A 15,652-nucleotide genomic window follows, 5' to 3' on the forward strand; every position below is an offset into this window, starting at 1 on the left:
AGCATCAGTTTTGTTGATCAAGGGCAGCTAAGATTCTGTTAGTTGCACCTTGGTGTTCAGTTGAATAAGCCTGAGCAGCGGCACCCGTCTTCGCCAACTCAGCAGTATTCAGAAGCAATTCTTTCAAGGCCTCCATTAAGGCTATTGGCTCCGTTAAAAGCAATTCGCCATGAATGCGTTTAGCTGCGCCACTATCAATCGCATCTAAGGCAGCCTGTTGAAAGTTATAGGTGTGCTCACCCAATAGAACAGGGCAGCCGGCTGCACACGCCTCAATCAAGTTTTGACCTCCAAAGGGCAGCAAGCTTCCACCCATTAGCACTAAGTCAGAAGCGCTGTAATACATCGGCATCTCACCCATGGAGTCGCCCAAAACAACATCCAATGCAGCGCACTCACTCGGAGTACCAGGCCACTCGCTACGACGGCGAAACTTGAAACTAGCATTGTTAATTTGATCTGCTACTTCTGTGAAGCGCTCGGGATGGCGCGGGACCAAACAAAGTAATGGAGGAGTTGCAAATGCATTGCTTAAGAGCAAATCTTTCCAGGCCCTCAGAATGATGGCTTCTTCTCCATCGCGCGTGCTCGCGGCACATACCATCAAGCGATTTCCTGCGTGTAGTTCCCTCTGCCATTCTTTACCCTCAGCAAGCAATTTCGGATCGAGTGGAACATCAAATTTCAGATTGCCGGTAATAACAATATTTTTAACGCCTAGGCTACGGTAACGCCCAGCATCAAACTCAGTCTGCGCCAGGATTCCCGCAAAAGCTTGAAATAATGCGCGCCCCGCTTGACCAAATCGATTAACACGTCGGGCACTTCTCTCGGAAAGGCGGGCATTTACTAGAAATAGGGGTAAGCCAATTTCTTTGCAACGAAAGACCACAGTCGGCCACGCCTCGGTTTCCATGAAGAGGCCAAACTTTGGCTTAAATGTCTTCAAGAAATGCTCTACAGACCAGCAGAGGTCGTAAGGTAAATAAACTTGACGAATTTGCCCAGCAGCAATCTCTTTAGCAAATAACTGCTTGCCAGTACGGCGGCCATTCAAAGTCATGTGGGTGAGCAAAATAGATTCGCCCTTAGCTAAATAAGCCTCAATCAATGGTTGAGCAGCACGCGTCTCACCTACTGATACCGCATGAATCCAAATAGAGCCCCGAGTAATGGGCTTGCTGTAGCCAAAGCCCAATCGCTCAGGAATGTGATGAAGATAGGAGAAGGCGTGACGTGCACGCCAAGCCAGACGTATAAATGCTAATGGCAGTAAGAGATGCCATAGCAATTGATAAGCAGCAAACCAGATCCGGGGGCGTGCCCCGTATTCTGAATTGGTAGTCAAACTCACTTTTTGAGACGTTCGGTCAATTCGACCGCCTTACCTAGGTAAGAAGATGGTGTCATCTCCAACAAGCGTACTTTTGCATCCTCAGGAATCTTCAAACCACGAATAAAGGTTTGCAGATCTGCTTGATTAATCCCTTTGCCACGAGTCAATTCTTTTAACTGCTCATAGGGATTCTCGATGCCGTAACGGCGCATCACAGTTTGTACCGGCTCAGCCAATACTTCCCAACATGCGTCTAAATCAGCAGCGATTGCAGCATGATTTACCTCTAACTTACCAAGGCCGCGCAAGGCGCTGTCATAAGCCAATACGCTATGGCCAAATGCAGGGCCTAGATTGCGCAAGACAGTAGAGTCAGTCAAGTCACGCTGCCAACGAGAGATTGGTAATTTTTCTGCAAGATGACGCAGCAATGCATTGGCAACACCCAAGTTACCTTCAGAGTTTTCAAAATCAATCGGGTTCACTTTATGCGGCATCGTAGATGAACCAATCTCACCCGCTTTAGTACGCTGCTTAAAGTAACCAACAGAGATGTAAGCCCAGAAGTCGCGATCCATATCCAAAAGAATCGTATTAGCGCGAGCAATCGCATCAAACAGCTGAGCCATGCCGTCGTGCGGCTCAATTTGAATGGTGTAGGGATTGAATGTTAGTCCTAGACGTTTTTCAACCACATTCTTGGAAAAATTTTCCCAATCAAAATCAGGATAGGCTGATATGTGAGCGTTGTAGTTACCTACTGCGCCATTCATCTTGCCAAGTAAAGGGGCTGCAGCGATAGACTCGATCGCACGCTCTAAACGCTTGGCAATATTAGCGATCTCTTTACCCAAAGTACTTGGTGAGGCTGGCTGGCCATGAGTGCGAGAGAGTAAAGGGACTTTAGCGTTCTCAATTGCAAGATCAGTCAGTACTGAGAGTACTTTTCTGAGTTGAGGTAATAGCACCTCATCGCGGGCACCGCGCAACATTAAACCGTGAGAAGTATTGTTGATATCTTCTGATGTACAGGCAAAGTGAATAAATTCACTTGCTTTCAACAAATCTGGTCGTCCAGCAACTTTTTCTTTTAAGAAGTATTCAACCGCTTTTACGTCGTGATTCGTTACTGCTTCGATATCTTTGATGCGCTGAGCATCTGCATCAGAAAAGTTTTCTGGGAGCGAAAGCAAAAAAGCTTCGTCAGCAGCATTAATTTTTGGGACATCAGGCAAGCCGGCAGCAGCCAAAGCCAAGAGCCAATGAATTTCCACAAAAACACGCTGGCGCATAAAAGCGGCTTCGGAAAGCCAGGGGCGCAAGGCGTCCAGTTTTCCGGCATAACGGCCATCTAGAGGGGAAAGGGCATTGAGGGTTGAAAGCGGCTGACTCACGAATATTGCCTTTGCATTGAATATGTCAATAAAAGCTGATTTTAATGCGTTCTGGCATACAGCAAACCCCAAATAGGATCGCTATACTTGAGCCCATGAAACTTATCGGATCCCTTACCAGCCCCTATGTACGTAAAGTACGCATTGTTTTTAACGAGAAAAAGGTCGATGTTGACCTCGAATTAGAGAATGTATGGGCTGCAGACACCAAAATAGCCCTTAACAACCCCCTAGGGAAGGTTCCTTGCCTTATGGCTGACGATGGAGAGGCCATTTACGACTCCCGCGTCATTGCCGAATATGCCGACGGCCTCAGCCCAGTAAGCAAGCTCATTCCTGCCGATAACCGTGAGCGTGCCGCAGTAAAAACCTGGGAAGCACTAGCAGACGGAATTGTCGACGCGAGTATTTTGGCTCGTCTAGAACTTACATGGCGCCCAACTGAACAACAAAGCCAGGCATGGGTAGATCGTCAAATGAGCAAAATTGATGTGGCGCTGCGTCACATGTCCGAGCAACTGGGTGGAAATGCCTGGTGTCATGGCAATCAACTAACTTTGGCAGATATCGCCGTAGGTTGCGCAATCGGATATTTATTATTTCGCTTTCCAGAAGTGAAATGGCAAACTCAATATCCAAATTTAGATCGTCTGTATCAAAAGTTATTACAGCGACCTTCCTTTATTGAAACCGAACCACCTGCTGCTTAATTCACTTGCTGCTGAATTAAAAATGCCAATCAAAACTGATTGGCATTTTTGTATCCGCTACTTGCTAATGAAAATTATGCAGAAATAATTCCGCCACCCAAACAAATATCTCCGTCATACAAGACAGCAGATTGCCCTGGAGTAACAGCCCACTGCGCTTCTGGAAAACTTAAGTCGAAGCTTAGTGCTTCAGCACCAGCACTCAAAGTACAAGCAGAGTCTGCTTGTCGATAACGAGTCTTAGCAGAATAATTTCCGGGTGTTGGTGAAGCACCAGAAACCCAACTGGCGTCCATTGCGGCAAGCTGATTAGCCAATAGCCACGGGTGTTCGTGGCCTTGGGCTACATATAAGGTGTTATTAGGAATATCCTTGCGCGCCACATACCAAGCGTCACCATTGCCATCTTGACTACCACCCAAACCAATACCTTTGCGCTGACCTAAGGTGAAGAAGGCTAAGCCCATATGCTCGCCAACTGTTTTACCTTCTGGGGTTTTTATCGGGCCAGGTACGCGCGGTAAATAACGATTTAAGAATTCTCTAAAAGGACGTTCACCAATAAAGCAAATACCGGTGGAGTCTTTCTTTTTAGCATTGTGCAAACCAATTTTCTCTGCAATTTTTCTGACTTCCGTTTTTGGAATTTCTCCAAGCGGGAACATCACGTTTGCCAATTGTTGCTGCGTTAAGCGATGTAAGAAATAACTTTGGTCCTTACTGGCATCGACAGCTTTCAACAACTGTACTCTGCCACCTTCATGACGCACGCGCGCATAGTGCCCTGTTGCAATCGCATCCGCACCCAAACTCATGGCGTGATCTAAGAAAGCTTTGAACTTAATTTCGGCATTACATAAAACATCAGGATTGGGTGTTCGCCCTGCAGCGTACTCGCGCAAGAAATCAGCAAATACGCGCTCACGGTATTCAGCAGCAAAATTGACTGCTTCGACGTCTATTCCGATCAAATCGGCGACTGAAACCACATCGAGCCAGTCTTGACGAGCAGAACAGTACTCGTCGTTATCGTCATCCTCCCAATTTTTCATAAAAAGGCCAATAACTTCAAAGCCTTGCTCTTTGAGCATCCAGGCAGCCACCGACGAATCTACCCCTCCAGACATGCCAATAACGACTTTCTTGGGCTGGGAGGATGGGATTGAGGAAGAATTGAGCGGGATCATCAAAAAATGCGAGAATTCAATATAAGCTTACAGACCATATTGTAGAAGTCTTAGCCTGATTTCACAGAATTTCGGGCAAAAACCAAGCAAAAGGACTTAGGGGTAAGTAAATAGGCGCAATTAGCCCTATTTAACTAAAATAGATTTTTTATAAATTTTTGCTTTTGGAGACATGCCATGCGCATAGGAGTGCCACTGGAAACAAGGCCCGGGGAAACTCGAGTAGCCGCCACACCAGAAACCGTTAAAAAATTAATTGGTCAAGGTCATACCGTCGTTATTCAAAAAGACGCCGGAGTAAAAGCCAGTCAACCTGACTCTGCGTTCGAAGCTGTCGGCGCAAGCATTGGTAGCGCTGCAGATGCATTAGGTGCTGAGATTGTGCTCAAAGTACGCGCGCCTGAAGCGGCTGAACTCAAGCAAATTAAATCTGGTGCTGTGCTCTTGGGCATGCTCGATCCGTTTGATAACGACATGATTGCAGCCATGGCTGCGCAAGGCGTTACCGCATTTTCTTTAGAGGCTGCACCACGCACAACTCGTGCACAAAGCATGGATGTTTTATCTTCACAGGCAAATATTGCTGGTTACAAAGCAGTGTTGGTTGCCGCAAATGAGTATCAACGCTTCATGCCGATGTTGATGACTGCCGCAGGAACTGTGAAAGCAGCTCGCATATTGATCTTGGGTGCTGGTGTTGCAGGCTTGCAAGCAATCGCTACAGCAAAACGCCTTGGCGCTGTAATTGAAGCATCTGATGTGCGTCCAGCCGCTAAAGAACAAATTGAATCATTGGGCGCCAAGTTTGTTGACGTTCCTTATGAAACTGATGAAGAGCGTGAGATCGCCCAAGGAGTTGGTGGCTATGCTCGCCCAATGCCTGAAGCTTGGATGAAGCGTCAAGCAGCCTTGGTTGCAGAGCGCGCTCAACAAGCCGACATCGTAATTACCACTGCATTGATCCCGGGGCGTAAGCCACCTGTTCTTTTGCATAGCGATACTGTTGCCAATATGAAGCCAGGCTCGATCGTAATTGACCTAGCTGCAGGCAAAGGTGATAACGGTTCAGGTAACTGCCCGTTAACACAAGCAGACAAAGTAGTTGATGTGAATGGCGTGAAAATTGTTGGCTACACCAACTTAGCTAGCATGGTTGCTGCAGATGCTTCTGCACTGTACTCACGTAACTTGCTCGATTTCATGAAACTCATTGTGGATAAAGAAGCCAATTTAGTCATCCCAAGTGATGATGACATTGTTACTGCTTGCTTAATGTGTCGTGATGGCCAAGCCATCCGCAAAAACTAATAGTAAAAATACTAAGGAAACACTATGGATCTCGCTGCCTTTCAAAGCATCCTCACCGTTCAAAACATTACCGTGTTTGTATTGGCCATCTTTGTTGGCTATCACGTAGTTTGGAACGTAACGCCAGCATTGCATACGCCTTTAATGGCGGTGACTAATGCCATCTCCGGCATCATCATTGTTGGCGCATTGCTCCAAACTGAAGTTATCGGTGGCGATGAAATCACCCTCACCAGCATTATTGGTGCAGTAGCGGTATTCCTCGCGTCTATCAATATTTTTGGTGGCTTTATGGTCACCCGTCGCATGCTTGAAATGTTCAAGAAAAAAGCTCCCAAAGCTGATGCGGCTGGAACCAAATAAACCTAGAACAAGACCTATATAGAGACCAAAACTATGTCAAACATAACCGCTATTTCTTATCTCATTTCATCGGTGTTGTTCATCCTCGCTTTGCGTGGCTTGTCTTCACCAACTACTTCACGCCAAGGCAATACCTTCGGCATGATTGGTATGTTGTTAGCCGTTGTCACCACTTTCTTCATTCCTGATTTCAAACCTGTCATCTCATTGATTGGTGTTGCAATTGTGGGTGGCGCGATTATTGGAACGATTGCCGCTAAACGCGTGCAAATGACCAAGATGCCTGAGTTGGTTGCTTTGATGCACTCCTTCGTAGGTTTGTCAGCTGTGTTAATTGCGATTGCTGCTGTATTTAATCCAGCGCATGACCATACTGGCGCGCAGAAGATTGAGCTCTTTATTGGCGCATTTATTGGTGCCATCACCTTTACCGCATCTGTCATTGCATTTGGTAAGTTATCCGGCAAAGTCAGTGGTAAGCCAGTTACTTTCGCTGGTCAACATTTGCTGAATTTGATTTTGGCTGTCTCAATGGTTGGTGCTGGTATTGCTTATTACATGGGTGATAGCCAGGCAGCTTTCTTGGCAATGTGTGCAGTTGCTTTGGTATTGGGCGTGACATTGATCATCCCTATCGGTGGCGCTGATATGCCAGTGGTTGTATCAATGCTGAACAGTTATTCTGGTTGGGCAGCGGCTGGCATTGGCTTCACCTTAAACAACCCAGTGTTGATTATTGCGGGTGCTTGCGTAGGCTCATCTGGTGCGATTCTGTCTTACATCATGTGTAAGGCGATGAACCGTTCCATTCTGGCTGTTTTGCTCGGCGGCTTTGGCGCCGAAGCTGCTGCCGGCGGTGCTGATGATGGCGGCCCTAAGAATTACAAAACAGGTTCACCAGAAGATGCTGCCTTCCTTATGGAAAATGCTGATACCGTGATCATTGTTCCTGGATATGGCTTAGCAGTGGCTCGCGCTCAACATGCCCTCAAAGAATTGACTGAAAAGTTGACTCATCATGGCGTGACGGTGAAGTACGCGATTCACCCAGTAGCAGGTCGTATGCCTGGTCATATGAACGTACTGTTGGCTGAAGCTGAAGTTCCATACGATCAAGTATTTGAGATGGAAGACATCAACAGCGACTTTGGTCAGGCTGACGTAGTGCTGGTACTTGGCGCTAACGACGTGGTTAACCCAGCTGCACGCACTCCAGGTAGCCCAATTTTTGGTATGCCAATCTTGGAAGCATTTAAAGCCAAAACTATCATCGTGAACAAGCGCTCTATGGCAGCTGGTTATGCCGGCCTAGATAACGAGCTCTTCTATATGGATAAGACCATGATGGTCTTCGGTGATGCGAAGAAGGTGGTTGAAGAGATGGTTAAGGCTGTTGAATAAGCTTGAGTCAAGAATCATCAAATAAAAAACCGCCTTCGGGCGGTTTTTTATTACACTAAACAAACTCCTTAACTTAGCTGCACCACATTACGAGAATTTGCCATGCCAAATTTCATTGGGAATCATCTCAATTTTGTTAAATATGCGCCTTTAATATTTTTTGTCTCTATCCTGACATTCTTATTAATGGGTTGGCTCTTCGGAAAATACCGCCTACGTACCTCAAATCAGGTAATTGTTCGAGATTCTTTGGCAACCGCTATCTTTGGATTATCGGCATTGGTTCTCGGTTTTACATTCTCGGGTGCAAATGATCATTTTGATAAACGCGTCAGCCTCATGCGCGCCCAAGCGGACGCCATTACCCAAATCTACCAATCTAGCAAGTACCTCTCCCTAAAAGATCAAGTTGAAGTACGAAACTCACTTAAAGAAATTCTTGAAGACCGTCTTGAGTTATATCAAGAGGTCAATACATTCACTGACCTGAATGCAAATATAGCTCGTCTAGGCAACAAGTTAAATGAATTTAATGAATTAATGATGTTGAGCATTCCTCGCGCACCAATTGGTAATAGAGAATTAGCGGAAAAAATATTAAGACCTCAAACTGATCGCCTCATGGAAGTTTTACGTGATGGCATGTTAAATGCTAGACATCATCCCCCACCAATTCTTGACCGCTTCTTATTTGCCCTACTATCGATTGGTGCGCTTTTAAGCGGCTATGCCATGGCAGTTAAGAATGAAGAGGATTGGTTTTTAACTGCCCTTTACCTAGGATTGATGGGATTCGCGCTTTATGTGATCTTTGCCCTAGAGTTTCCAAATCAACTATTCCCATACGAATCTTTCAACGCAGACTTATTGCGAACACAAAAACTATTTCAATAATCCGCTGATGAAGGTCTAACGTCTTTGATAGCTATTGGATAAATTGTCTTGCAGTACATAGGCAATACCATTGGCTACCAAAGAAAGATCTTGATCGAGTACCCGGCTTCGGTAAGTCCAGCCAGCAGGCAATTTCAACTGCTCACCCAATACCGGGAGATCTTTCATATTGAGGGCAGGATTGACGATTTGTGAATAAGACTGCATCACATAAACATCACCTCCAGGAGAGGTGAGTTCATATACAGCGCTACCAACTCGATAAATAAAATTAGTAGTACGGGTAATTTCATTGGGGGTGTATTGTTTGCTACCCATCAATTGCTTGAGCAAGCTCAACTGGATAGTTGCCCGTAAATTCATCTCGATGCCACCAAAAGATTCTTTTACGTCATTGACAGTAGTTCCTGCCGCTTGTATTTCATCCATAGTCCAATAGCGAGGGCCATTTAACAAAACAAATGAGGCATCGAAAGTCTTTTCAATAGGCTCTTTGGTTAAAGTCTTCCACTGGGCTTCAGGGCAAAGATTAAGCCCTTGTGTATTAAATACCTTTACTTCCAAATTGAGCCAAGCTCGCTTGCCTACCAGAACTTCGCAATAACGCTGATTACGTAGATTTGAGACGCTTTTCTGAAATACTGGCTGAGAGTCAGCTGATTGAGCGATTGAAGTCCCGCTAAGAAGGGTGGAGCTCAGTAAGAGTAAACCCGCTGAAATGAGGAGAGTTGCTTGATTGCGACCAGTCATCTTGATGCCCGTTCCAGTGGTAATGTTGGGTACAGCTTACTCCTATAAATAAAAAGCGCCTGGTCTTTTGAACCAGGCGCTCTTATTTCTACAGCCAGATGGCTGAGGAAAGTAACGGCTATTACATCATGCCACCCATTCCACCCATACCACCCATGCCGCCCATATCAGGCATACCACCAGCAGATTCATCTTTTGGTGCTTCGGAGATCGCGCAATCGGTTGTCAACAACAAGCCAGCAACAGAAGCAGCATTTACTAATGCAGTTTTTGTTACCTTAGTTGGGTCGATAACACCTTGTGCAACGAGGTCGCCGTATTCACCAGTAGCTGCGTTGTAGCCGTTATTGCCTGTACTTGCTTGTACTGCATTAACAACCACACCAGCGTCTTCACCAGCGTTGCTAACGATCGTACGCAATGGCTCTTGCATAGCGCGCAATACGATGCTGATACCAGCGTCTTGATCGGCGTTATCGCCCTTCAAGCCCTTGATACCTTGCATTGCACGAATCAATGCTACGCCACCACCAGGAACAATGCCTTCTTCAACAGCTGCACGGGTAGCGTGTAATGCGTCGTCAACACGAGCCTTCTTCTCTTTCATCTCTACTTCAGTAGCAGCACCAACACGAATCACTGCAACACCGCCAGCCAGCTTGGCTACACGCTCTTGCAATTTTTCTTTGTCGTAGTCACTAGTCGCTTCTTCGATCTGAACACGAATGTTCTTAACGCGAGCTTCAATCGCTTTAGCATCGCCAGCACCGTCAATAATGATGGTGTTTTCTTTGCCTACTTCGATACGCTTTGCTTGACCTAAGTGCTCAAGAGTTGTTTTCTCGAGTGTGAGGCCGATTTCTTCAGCAATTACTGTGCCGCCAGTCAAGATCGCGATGTCTTCTAACATGGCTTTACGACGGTCACCGAAACCAGGAGCCTTAACAGCGCAAGTCTTGATGATGCCGCGGATGTTGTTCACCACTAAAGTTGCCAAAGCTTCGCCTTCAACATCTTCTGCAATGATCAACAATGGACGACCAGACTTCGCTACTTGCTCAAGAACTGGGAGCAAATCACGGATGTTGGCAATCTTCTTATCAAACAAGAGAACGTATGGGCTTTCCAATACGGCAACTTGTTTTTCTGGTTGATTGATGAAGTATGGAGAGAGGTAACCACGGTCAAACTGCATACCTTCAACTACTTCAAGCTCGTCTTCCAAAGACTTGCCATCTTCAACAGTAATAACACCTTCTTTACCTACTTTTTCCATTGCTTCTGCAATGCGCTGACCAATACTGTGGTCGCTGTTTGCAGAAATAGAACCTACTTGAGCGATTTCTTTAGTAGTGGTGCAAGGCTTGCTGATTTTTGCAAGTTCTTGGATAGCAGCTGCAACAGCTTTGTCGATACCGCGCTTCAAGTCCATTGGGTTGTGGCCTGAAACAACATACTTCATGCCTTCGCGAACGATAGACTGAGCCAATACAGTAGCGGTAGTTGTACCGTCACCAGCGATGTCAGCAGTTTTGGAAGCAACTTCCTTAACCATCTGCGCGCCCATGTTCTGGAGCTTATCTTTGAGTTCGATTTCTTTTGCTACGGATACACCGTCTTTAGTGATAGTTGGTCCACCGAATGAACGCTCAATCACCACATTGCGACCTTTTGGTCCCAAAGTTGTTTTCACTGCATTAGCAAGAATGTTTACGCCTTCGACCATCTTGGTACGGGCGCTATCTCCAAATACAACGTCTTTTGCTGCCATGATTAAATTCCTCTCTTAGATACCGAAATTACTTCTGTACAACAGCCATGATGTCGTCTTCACGCATCACGATGAGTTCTTCGCTGTCAACTTTGACTGTTTGACCTGCATATTTGCCAAACAACACACGGTCGCCTACTTTGACGTCAGGTGCGTTTAATTTGCCGCTGTCATCGCGCTTGCCTGGTCCTACTGCCAATACTTCACCTTGATCAGGCTTTTCTGCAGCAGCGTCAGGAATGATGATTCCGGAAGCAGTTTTTGATTCTTGATCTAAACGCTTGATGATTACGCGATCATGTAAGGGACGCAAATTCATCTCTTCTCCTATGTTAGTAAGTGTTAACTATTTAAATAAACTATATAAATCAATGCTTTATGATCTCTTCACACGGAAGCCAAGGGTTATTTAGGTATAAATCGCCTCTTTAGCACTCGCATGTAGGGAGTGCTGATTATATAGGTCTGATTCCCTGGATTTCAAGGGCGGATCACCATAAATTCTTTAAGGATTTAGCCTATTTTTATAATAGGGACAGGCTGGTAGGTCAATTCCTACAGATAAATCAGCCTAAAGCCCTTACCGCTCCAATCCGTCCTGCCTAGACTGGATAGTCACCGATTGGAGAATGCTGATGAGCCCGAAATCCCGGCTGTACACGCTTGTAAAGGCATGGAAGAACAAACCCTTCCAAGAAGTACGAGACGCCTGTGGCGACCCCTGGCTTGGCCTGAGTAGCCAAGTCCTTGAAGAACACCAATCCTGGTCCAAACGACAAGCGATTAGTCATGAACCCATTTTTAACTGCAAGGGAACCAAACTGACAGGATCTTTATTTAGACCATTGCTAACTGCTTCTGACCTGCAATTGCTTCGCCTTTTTATGGAAGGGCTAGACACCATCGCCTATTGGTATCGCAGTGGTCGCTTTATTCCTGGAGTTTTGCCAATACCAACACATGCCATAGCCTCAAGCGGCTACGTGGATGCCATGAGTGAACTCATTCTGAACTCACGCCTACCAGTGGGCTTAGTCAGTATTGGCATTCAAACCATTCCTGAGCCAGACATCGCCGATGCTTGTAAAGAAGGATTGCTGCGTTTACGACGGCTTGGCATCTTGCTACATTTTCTAAAATTCACCGGCAGCATTGAAGAGTTGCAGTGGATCACGGAGATGCAATTAGAAGGTGTTCATATTGATATGAGCCAGATACGTGAGCGCGAGCTGGCTAGTGATGCACTTTCTCAACTCAGGCAATCGCCCTACTCACCTACACAAATTTATGCCAGCAATATTGGGTTGGTAAAAGATTTAGAAAATGCCTCCACTCTGATTGCCGACCATGCATATGGCGGCCTCATGATGCCCCCTATTAGCCGTCATCAGATGCTTCAGATTAATGATAGCCGTATCGCTAAAGCCATTTTTTCGCTGCACCCTCATCAACACCCAAACCAAAACGGAGACAAGTAATGAGAAAACGCGTGATGTTGGTAGATGACCATCCAGCAATGCTGATGGCTCTTAAAAGTATGTTGCAGGACCAGTTGTTATTTGAAATTGCAGGGCAAGCGCAGAACGGCGAGGAGTGCCTCAGGTCTATGAAAGAGGTGAACCCTAATATGGTGATCCTTGATCTAGATATGCCCAAGACGGATGGCTTTGATGTCATCCGCCGAATTGGGTTGATGTACCCAGATGTGAGGATGCTAGTGCTATCGAGTATGGATGAAGCAGTCTATGGCGGCAGGGTTCGCTCACTTGGTGGGCATGGCTTTGTAAACAAAACTGCCGGTGCGGATGTCATCCTAGCTGCATGCGTTGCCATATCCCAAGGCTATAACTTTTTCACTCATGGCAAGAATGGCAATAGCTCATTAAGTGATAACGATAAGCTCGCACTGATTTCTGATCGTGAGCTACAGGTCATGAAATATTTAGGCAAAGGGAACTCAAACCAACAAATCTCTGAAATGCTGCATATCAGCAATAAGACAGTAGCCACTTATAAGACTAGAGTCTTTGACAAGCTGGGCATTAACAATATTGCAGACTTGATTTTGTTCTGCCGCATGAACAACATCATCGAAAGCTAGAGCGGCATGTATCGATCCATCACCCGTATTGCCCTTTTTATCCTATTGAATGGGATATTAAGCAATAGCTATGCGAACTTACTGAACTCGGCAGAGCAACGGTGGATCGATGCTCATCCTGTAGTGCGTTTTAGTATTCATGAAAAATATGCGCCTTACTTGGATGTTAATGGACAGGGTGAATCTGGAGTTTTCCATAGCTTTCTAAAAAAACTTGGTGAATTTACCCACCAAGAGTTTTTACCGAAGTGGCGTAAGAGCGATCGGGAGGGACTTCAGCAACTAGCCAATGGAGAGGTGGATTTCATCATTGATCCGCCCACCCTGGATGACGAGTATCTGAAATTTGGGTCCTTATCAGAAGCAATCTTTTGGGGGCATGACGCTATTCTGACCAAACGATCAAAAAATGATGCGCCGATTGAGCCAATTAATATCGCCTACTTCGACCGTGGCTTTGAAAACCCACCAATACCCAATCATCCCCAAGCCAGCGTATCCGGCGATGCGGAAAAATTACTATTCGACCTACTCAAAAACGATATTGAAGCGCTTGTCTTACCGCTTCGTCTTGCGCAACAACTCATTCAGAAGTTAAACGCAGACAAGTTACAGATTGACGGGCTTTACAGTAGAGAGCCCTTTGAATATCGCTGGCTTATCTCGAATCAAGATGAAGCTTTGCATGGAGTACTTGGGCAGTTTCTTAATAATCTAGATCCAATCGCTTCACGAGATCTTTTTAACATCAACGTGTCTATTTCTGAAAGAGGCCGCTCATCCCCACCCAACCATTTGCCTTGGCTCTCCACTTTAGCAATCCTACTGATAGGCTCTACCTTACTTTGGCGTATGCATCAGAGACAAACAATTCAAAAACAAGAAGCGAAACACCTTATTTCATCGAAAGAGCAGGCAGAAAATGCAAACGCCGCAAAGTCTGCCTTCCTGGCCACCATGAGCCATGAAATTCGCACGCCCATGAATGCCATTTTGGGCGTGCAAGAGTTATTGCTTAGCAGCTCCCTACCTGCAAATGAAAAAACTTTACTGAAGAGCGCACACTCATCAGCAGAATCTCTTCTGGGAATCCTCAACCAGGTTTTAGATCTCTCCAAGATAGAAGCAGGCAAGCTCACGCTCAATATTGAACCCTGCAATCTCAATGCTTTGATTGATGACATCGATTCGGCATTCTCAACGGTTGCCCATAGGCAGAATCTTAAGCTGCATACCTCTAAAGATCCGCGCATTGCAGAAGTCTTGTTGTTGGATTCTTTACGTTTACGCCAAATACTGCAGAACCTGATTAGTAACGCCATTAAGTTCACCGATCATGGTGAAATCTATTTCTCTATCAGCGTGCTCGCAGATGATCATGCGGGACAACTAATTGAATTCAGAGTCATTGATACCGGTGTTGGTATGGGTACAGAAGAAATTACCCTAGCACTGCAAGCTTTTGAGCAAATTCCGGGCAATACCGAACAAGTGAATGGCACTGGTCTTGGCCTTACCATTACTAACCACTTAGTTACCTCCATGAACAGCCAACTTTACTTTGAGAGCGCACCTGGCTTTGGTAGCAATATTCATTTTTGCGCTGCATTCCCACGTACCAGCATTGCTGCAACCAGAGCCTCAAGACCTGAACATAGCAATATATCCAGAAAGCTAGTCTCCAAGCATGCTCAAAATAATGAGCGCCTATTGCAAGCCTTAGTAGTGGAAGATCACCCAGCAAGCCGCCAAATTATCTCGCTTCAACTTCAGGCGCTAGGCATTGAAGTATCAGTTTGCGATAACGCCACCACAGCTCTGGATCTCATCAGTCAACAGCATTTTGATCTTCTGTTAACAGATCAATCTATCCCAGGCATGCAGGGTTCAGAGCTTGCCAAGCACATACGTAATATAGGTAATCAAGACCTCATCATCATCGGAATTACCGCAGATATCTATGCCCTAGATTCACGCCATCAATTCTTGGAGGCTGGTATGAATGGTGTCTTAATCAAGCCTTTAAGTCTCATGACTTTAGAGAATGAGCTTTCTCGCTATTTCCAAGTTGAAAATTCAACCAGTACCTCAACACCCACAACCTATCAGGAGGAATATTCGTTTGTCGCCTTTGGAAATCTCCTCAGAAACAGCCCAGAGTACATTCTGGTGATCTTGGAAGAAATTAAAAAGGTTCATGATGAGACCCTTATCACCCTAAAGAACGAAGAAGTAGATGAAGCTACCTTCAGAAGTATGGTTCATAAAGTCAAAGGGGGAGCTCAACTCCTCCATGCCAAAAACTTTACTAGGGCATGCGAAGCTCTGGAGCAAGAGAAGAATTTAGATGCTCGAATTACCACCTTTATTCAATTACTGGAGGACCAAAATCTAATTATTACTAGGTATCAATCTCAATATGCAAAGCTTTAATCTT

General features: G+C 45.6%; 14 protein-coding genes. 8 read left to right on the plus strand and 6 right to left on the minus strand.

The window, feature by feature from the left end; translation table 11 throughout:
- Positions 1-4: 4 nt before the first annotated feature.
- Entirely contained in the window at positions 5-1,354 is a 1,350-nt protein-coding gene (locus ICV90_RS08835; protein ID WP_215358581.1) for a 3-deoxy-D-manno-octulosonic acid transferase, read from the minus strand.
- Positions 1,351-2,730 (minus strand): adenylosuccinate lyase, encoded by a 1,380-nt coding sequence (gene purB, locus ICV90_RS08840; RefSeq protein ID WP_215358582.1) that lies wholly within the window; start codon positions 2,728-2,730, stop codon positions 1,351-1,353. The genes ICV90_RS08835 and purB overlap by 4 nt, the downstream gene beginning before the upstream one ends.
- Positions 2,731-2,825: 95 nt before the next feature.
- On the opposite strand from purB, the gene ICV90_RS08845 reads away from it, so the two are divergent.
- Positions 2,826-3,440: a glutathione S-transferase N-terminal domain-containing protein gene (locus ICV90_RS08845; RefSeq protein ID WP_072582908.1), complete on the plus strand. Its 615-nt coding sequence runs from the start codon at positions 2,826-2,828 to the stop codon at positions 3,438-3,440.
- A gap of 74 nt (positions 3,441-3,514) precedes the next feature.
- Here ICV90_RS08845 and mnmA read toward each other — a convergent pair whose 3' ends face one another.
- Positions 3,515-4,627 carry a tRNA 2-thiouridine(34) synthase MnmA gene (gene mnmA, locus ICV90_RS08850; protein ID WP_215358583.1) on the minus strand — a complete coding sequence of 371 codons (1,113 nt, stop codon included), beginning with the start codon at positions 4,625-4,627 and terminating at the stop codon, positions 3,515-3,517.
- Positions 4,628-4,804: 177 nt separating this feature from the next.
- Here mnmA and ICV90_RS08855 point away from each other — a divergent pair, with 177 nt between their 5' ends.
- From ICV90_RS08855 to ICV90_RS08870, 4 genes are all read left to right on the plus strand, one after another.
- Positions 4,805-5,935 (plus strand): Re/Si-specific NAD(P)(+) transhydrogenase subunit alpha, encoded by a 1,131-nt coding sequence (locus ICV90_RS08855; RefSeq protein WP_215358584.1) that lies wholly within the window; start codon positions 4,805-4,807, stop codon positions 5,933-5,935.
- Positions 5,936-5,959: 24 nt separating this feature from the next.
- On the plus strand, positions 5,960-6,298 hold the full coding sequence (locus ICV90_RS08860; RefSeq protein ID WP_011903634.1) for a proton-translocating transhydrogenase family protein: 339 nt from the start codon (positions 5,960-5,962) through the stop codon (positions 6,296-6,298).
- Positions 6,299-6,331: 33 nt separating this feature from the next.
- A complete protein-coding gene (locus ICV90_RS08865) occupies positions 6,332-7,699 on the plus strand; it encodes an NAD(P)(+) transhydrogenase (Re/Si-specific) subunit beta (RefSeq protein ID WP_215358585.1) in 1,368 nt (455 codons plus the stop codon).
- 102 nt (positions 7,700-7,801) lie between these two features.
- A complete protein-coding gene (locus ICV90_RS08870) occupies positions 7,802-8,593 on the plus strand; it encodes a hypothetical protein (RefSeq protein WP_215358586.1) in 792 nt (263 codons plus the stop codon).
- A 15-nt stretch (positions 8,594-8,608) separates the two neighbouring features.
- On the opposite strand, the gene ICV90_RS08875 is transcribed toward ICV90_RS08870, so the two are convergent.
- The 3 genes from ICV90_RS08875 to ICV90_RS08885 all read right to left on the minus strand — a co-directional run bounded on the left by ICV90_RS08875 (position 8,609) and on the right by ICV90_RS08885 (position 11,433).
- Entirely contained in the window at positions 8,609-9,343 is a 735-nt protein-coding gene (locus ICV90_RS08875; RefSeq protein WP_215358587.1) for a hypothetical protein, read from the minus strand.
- A 121-nt stretch (positions 9,344-9,464) separates the two neighbouring features.
- The gene (groL, locus tag ICV90_RS08880) at positions 9,465-11,114 is read right to left on the minus strand and encodes a chaperonin GroEL (RefSeq protein WP_072582791.1); all 1,650 of its coding nucleotides are present in this window, start codon (positions 11,112-11,114) and stop codon (positions 9,465-9,467) included.
- A 28-nt stretch (positions 11,115-11,142) separates the two neighbouring features.
- The gene (locus ICV90_RS08885; protein ID WP_072582790.1) at positions 11,143-11,433 is read right to left on the minus strand and encodes a co-chaperone GroES; all 291 of its coding nucleotides are present in this window, start codon (positions 11,431-11,433) and stop codon (positions 11,143-11,145) included.
- Between the two features lie 316 nt (positions 11,434-11,749).
- Here ICV90_RS08885 and ICV90_RS08890 point away from each other — a divergent pair, with 316 nt between their 5' ends.
- The 3 genes from ICV90_RS08890 to ICV90_RS08900 are packed head-to-tail and all read left to right on the plus strand — an operon-like array spanning position 11,750 to position 15,648.
- Positions 11,750-12,592, plus strand: a complete 843-nt coding sequence (locus ICV90_RS08890; protein ID WP_215358588.1) for a diguanylate phosphodiesterase — start codon at positions 11,750-11,752, stop codon at positions 12,590-12,592.
- Entirely contained in the window at positions 12,592-13,215 is a 624-nt protein-coding gene (locus tag ICV90_RS08895; RefSeq protein ID WP_215358589.1) for a response regulator transcription factor, read from the plus strand. The genes ICV90_RS08890 and ICV90_RS08895 overlap by 1 nt, the downstream gene beginning before the upstream one ends.
- 6 nt (positions 13,216-13,221) lie before the next feature.
- Positions 13,222-15,648 (plus strand): response regulator, encoded by a 2,427-nt coding sequence (locus ICV90_RS08900; RefSeq protein WP_215358590.1) that lies wholly within the window; start codon positions 13,222-13,224, stop codon positions 15,646-15,648.
- Positions 15,649-15,652: the final 4 nt, after the last annotated feature.

This window comes from Polynucleobacter sp. JS-JIR-II-b4 (assembly GCF_018687815.1).
Lineage (GTDB): Bacteria > Pseudomonadota > Gammaproteobacteria > Burkholderiales > Burkholderiaceae > Polynucleobacter.

Coding starts and splice junctions, on each gene's coding strand:
- ICV90_RS08885 (WP_072582790.1), bottom strand. CDS start 11,433: ATGAATTTGCGTCCCTTACATGATCGCGTAATCATCAAGCGTTTAGAT.
- ICV90_RS08895 (WP_215358589.1), top strand. CDS start 12,592: ATGAGAAAACGCGTGATGTTGGTAGATGACCATCCAGCAATGCTGATG.
- ICV90_RS08890 (WP_215358588.1), top strand. CDS start 11,750: ATGAGCCCGAAATCCCGGCTGTACACGCTTGTAAAGGCATGGAAGAAC.
- ICV90_RS08845 (WP_072582908.1), top strand. CDS start 2,826: ATGAAACTTATCGGATCCCTTACCAGCCCCTATGTACGTAAAGTACGC.
- ICV90_RS08865 (WP_215358585.1), top strand. CDS start 6,332: ATGTCAAACATAACCGCTATTTCTTATCTCATTTCATCGGTGTTGTTC.
- mnmA (WP_215358583.1), bottom strand. CDS start 4,627: ATGATCCCGCTCAATTCTTCCTCAATCCCATCCTCCCAGCCCAAGAAA.
- ICV90_RS08860 (WP_011903634.1), top strand. CDS start 5,960: ATGGATCTCGCTGCCTTTCAAAGCATCCTCACCGTTCAAAACATTACC.
- groL (WP_072582791.1), bottom strand. CDS start 11,114: ATGGCAGCAAAAGACGTTGTATTTGGAGATAGCGCCCGTACCAAGATG.
- ICV90_RS08870 (WP_215358586.1), top strand. CDS start 7,802: ATGCCAAATTTCATTGGGAATCATCTCAATTTTGTTAAATATGCGCCT.
- ICV90_RS08900 (WP_215358590.1), top strand. CDS start 13,222: ATGTATCGATCCATCACCCGTATTGCCCTTTTTATCCTATTGAATGGG.
- ICV90_RS08855 (WP_215358584.1), top strand. CDS start 4,805: ATGCGCATAGGAGTGCCACTGGAAACAAGGCCCGGGGAAACTCGAGTA.
- ICV90_RS08875 (WP_215358587.1), bottom strand. CDS start 9,343: ATGACTGGTCGCAATCAAGCAACTCTCCTCATTTCAGCGGGTTTACTC.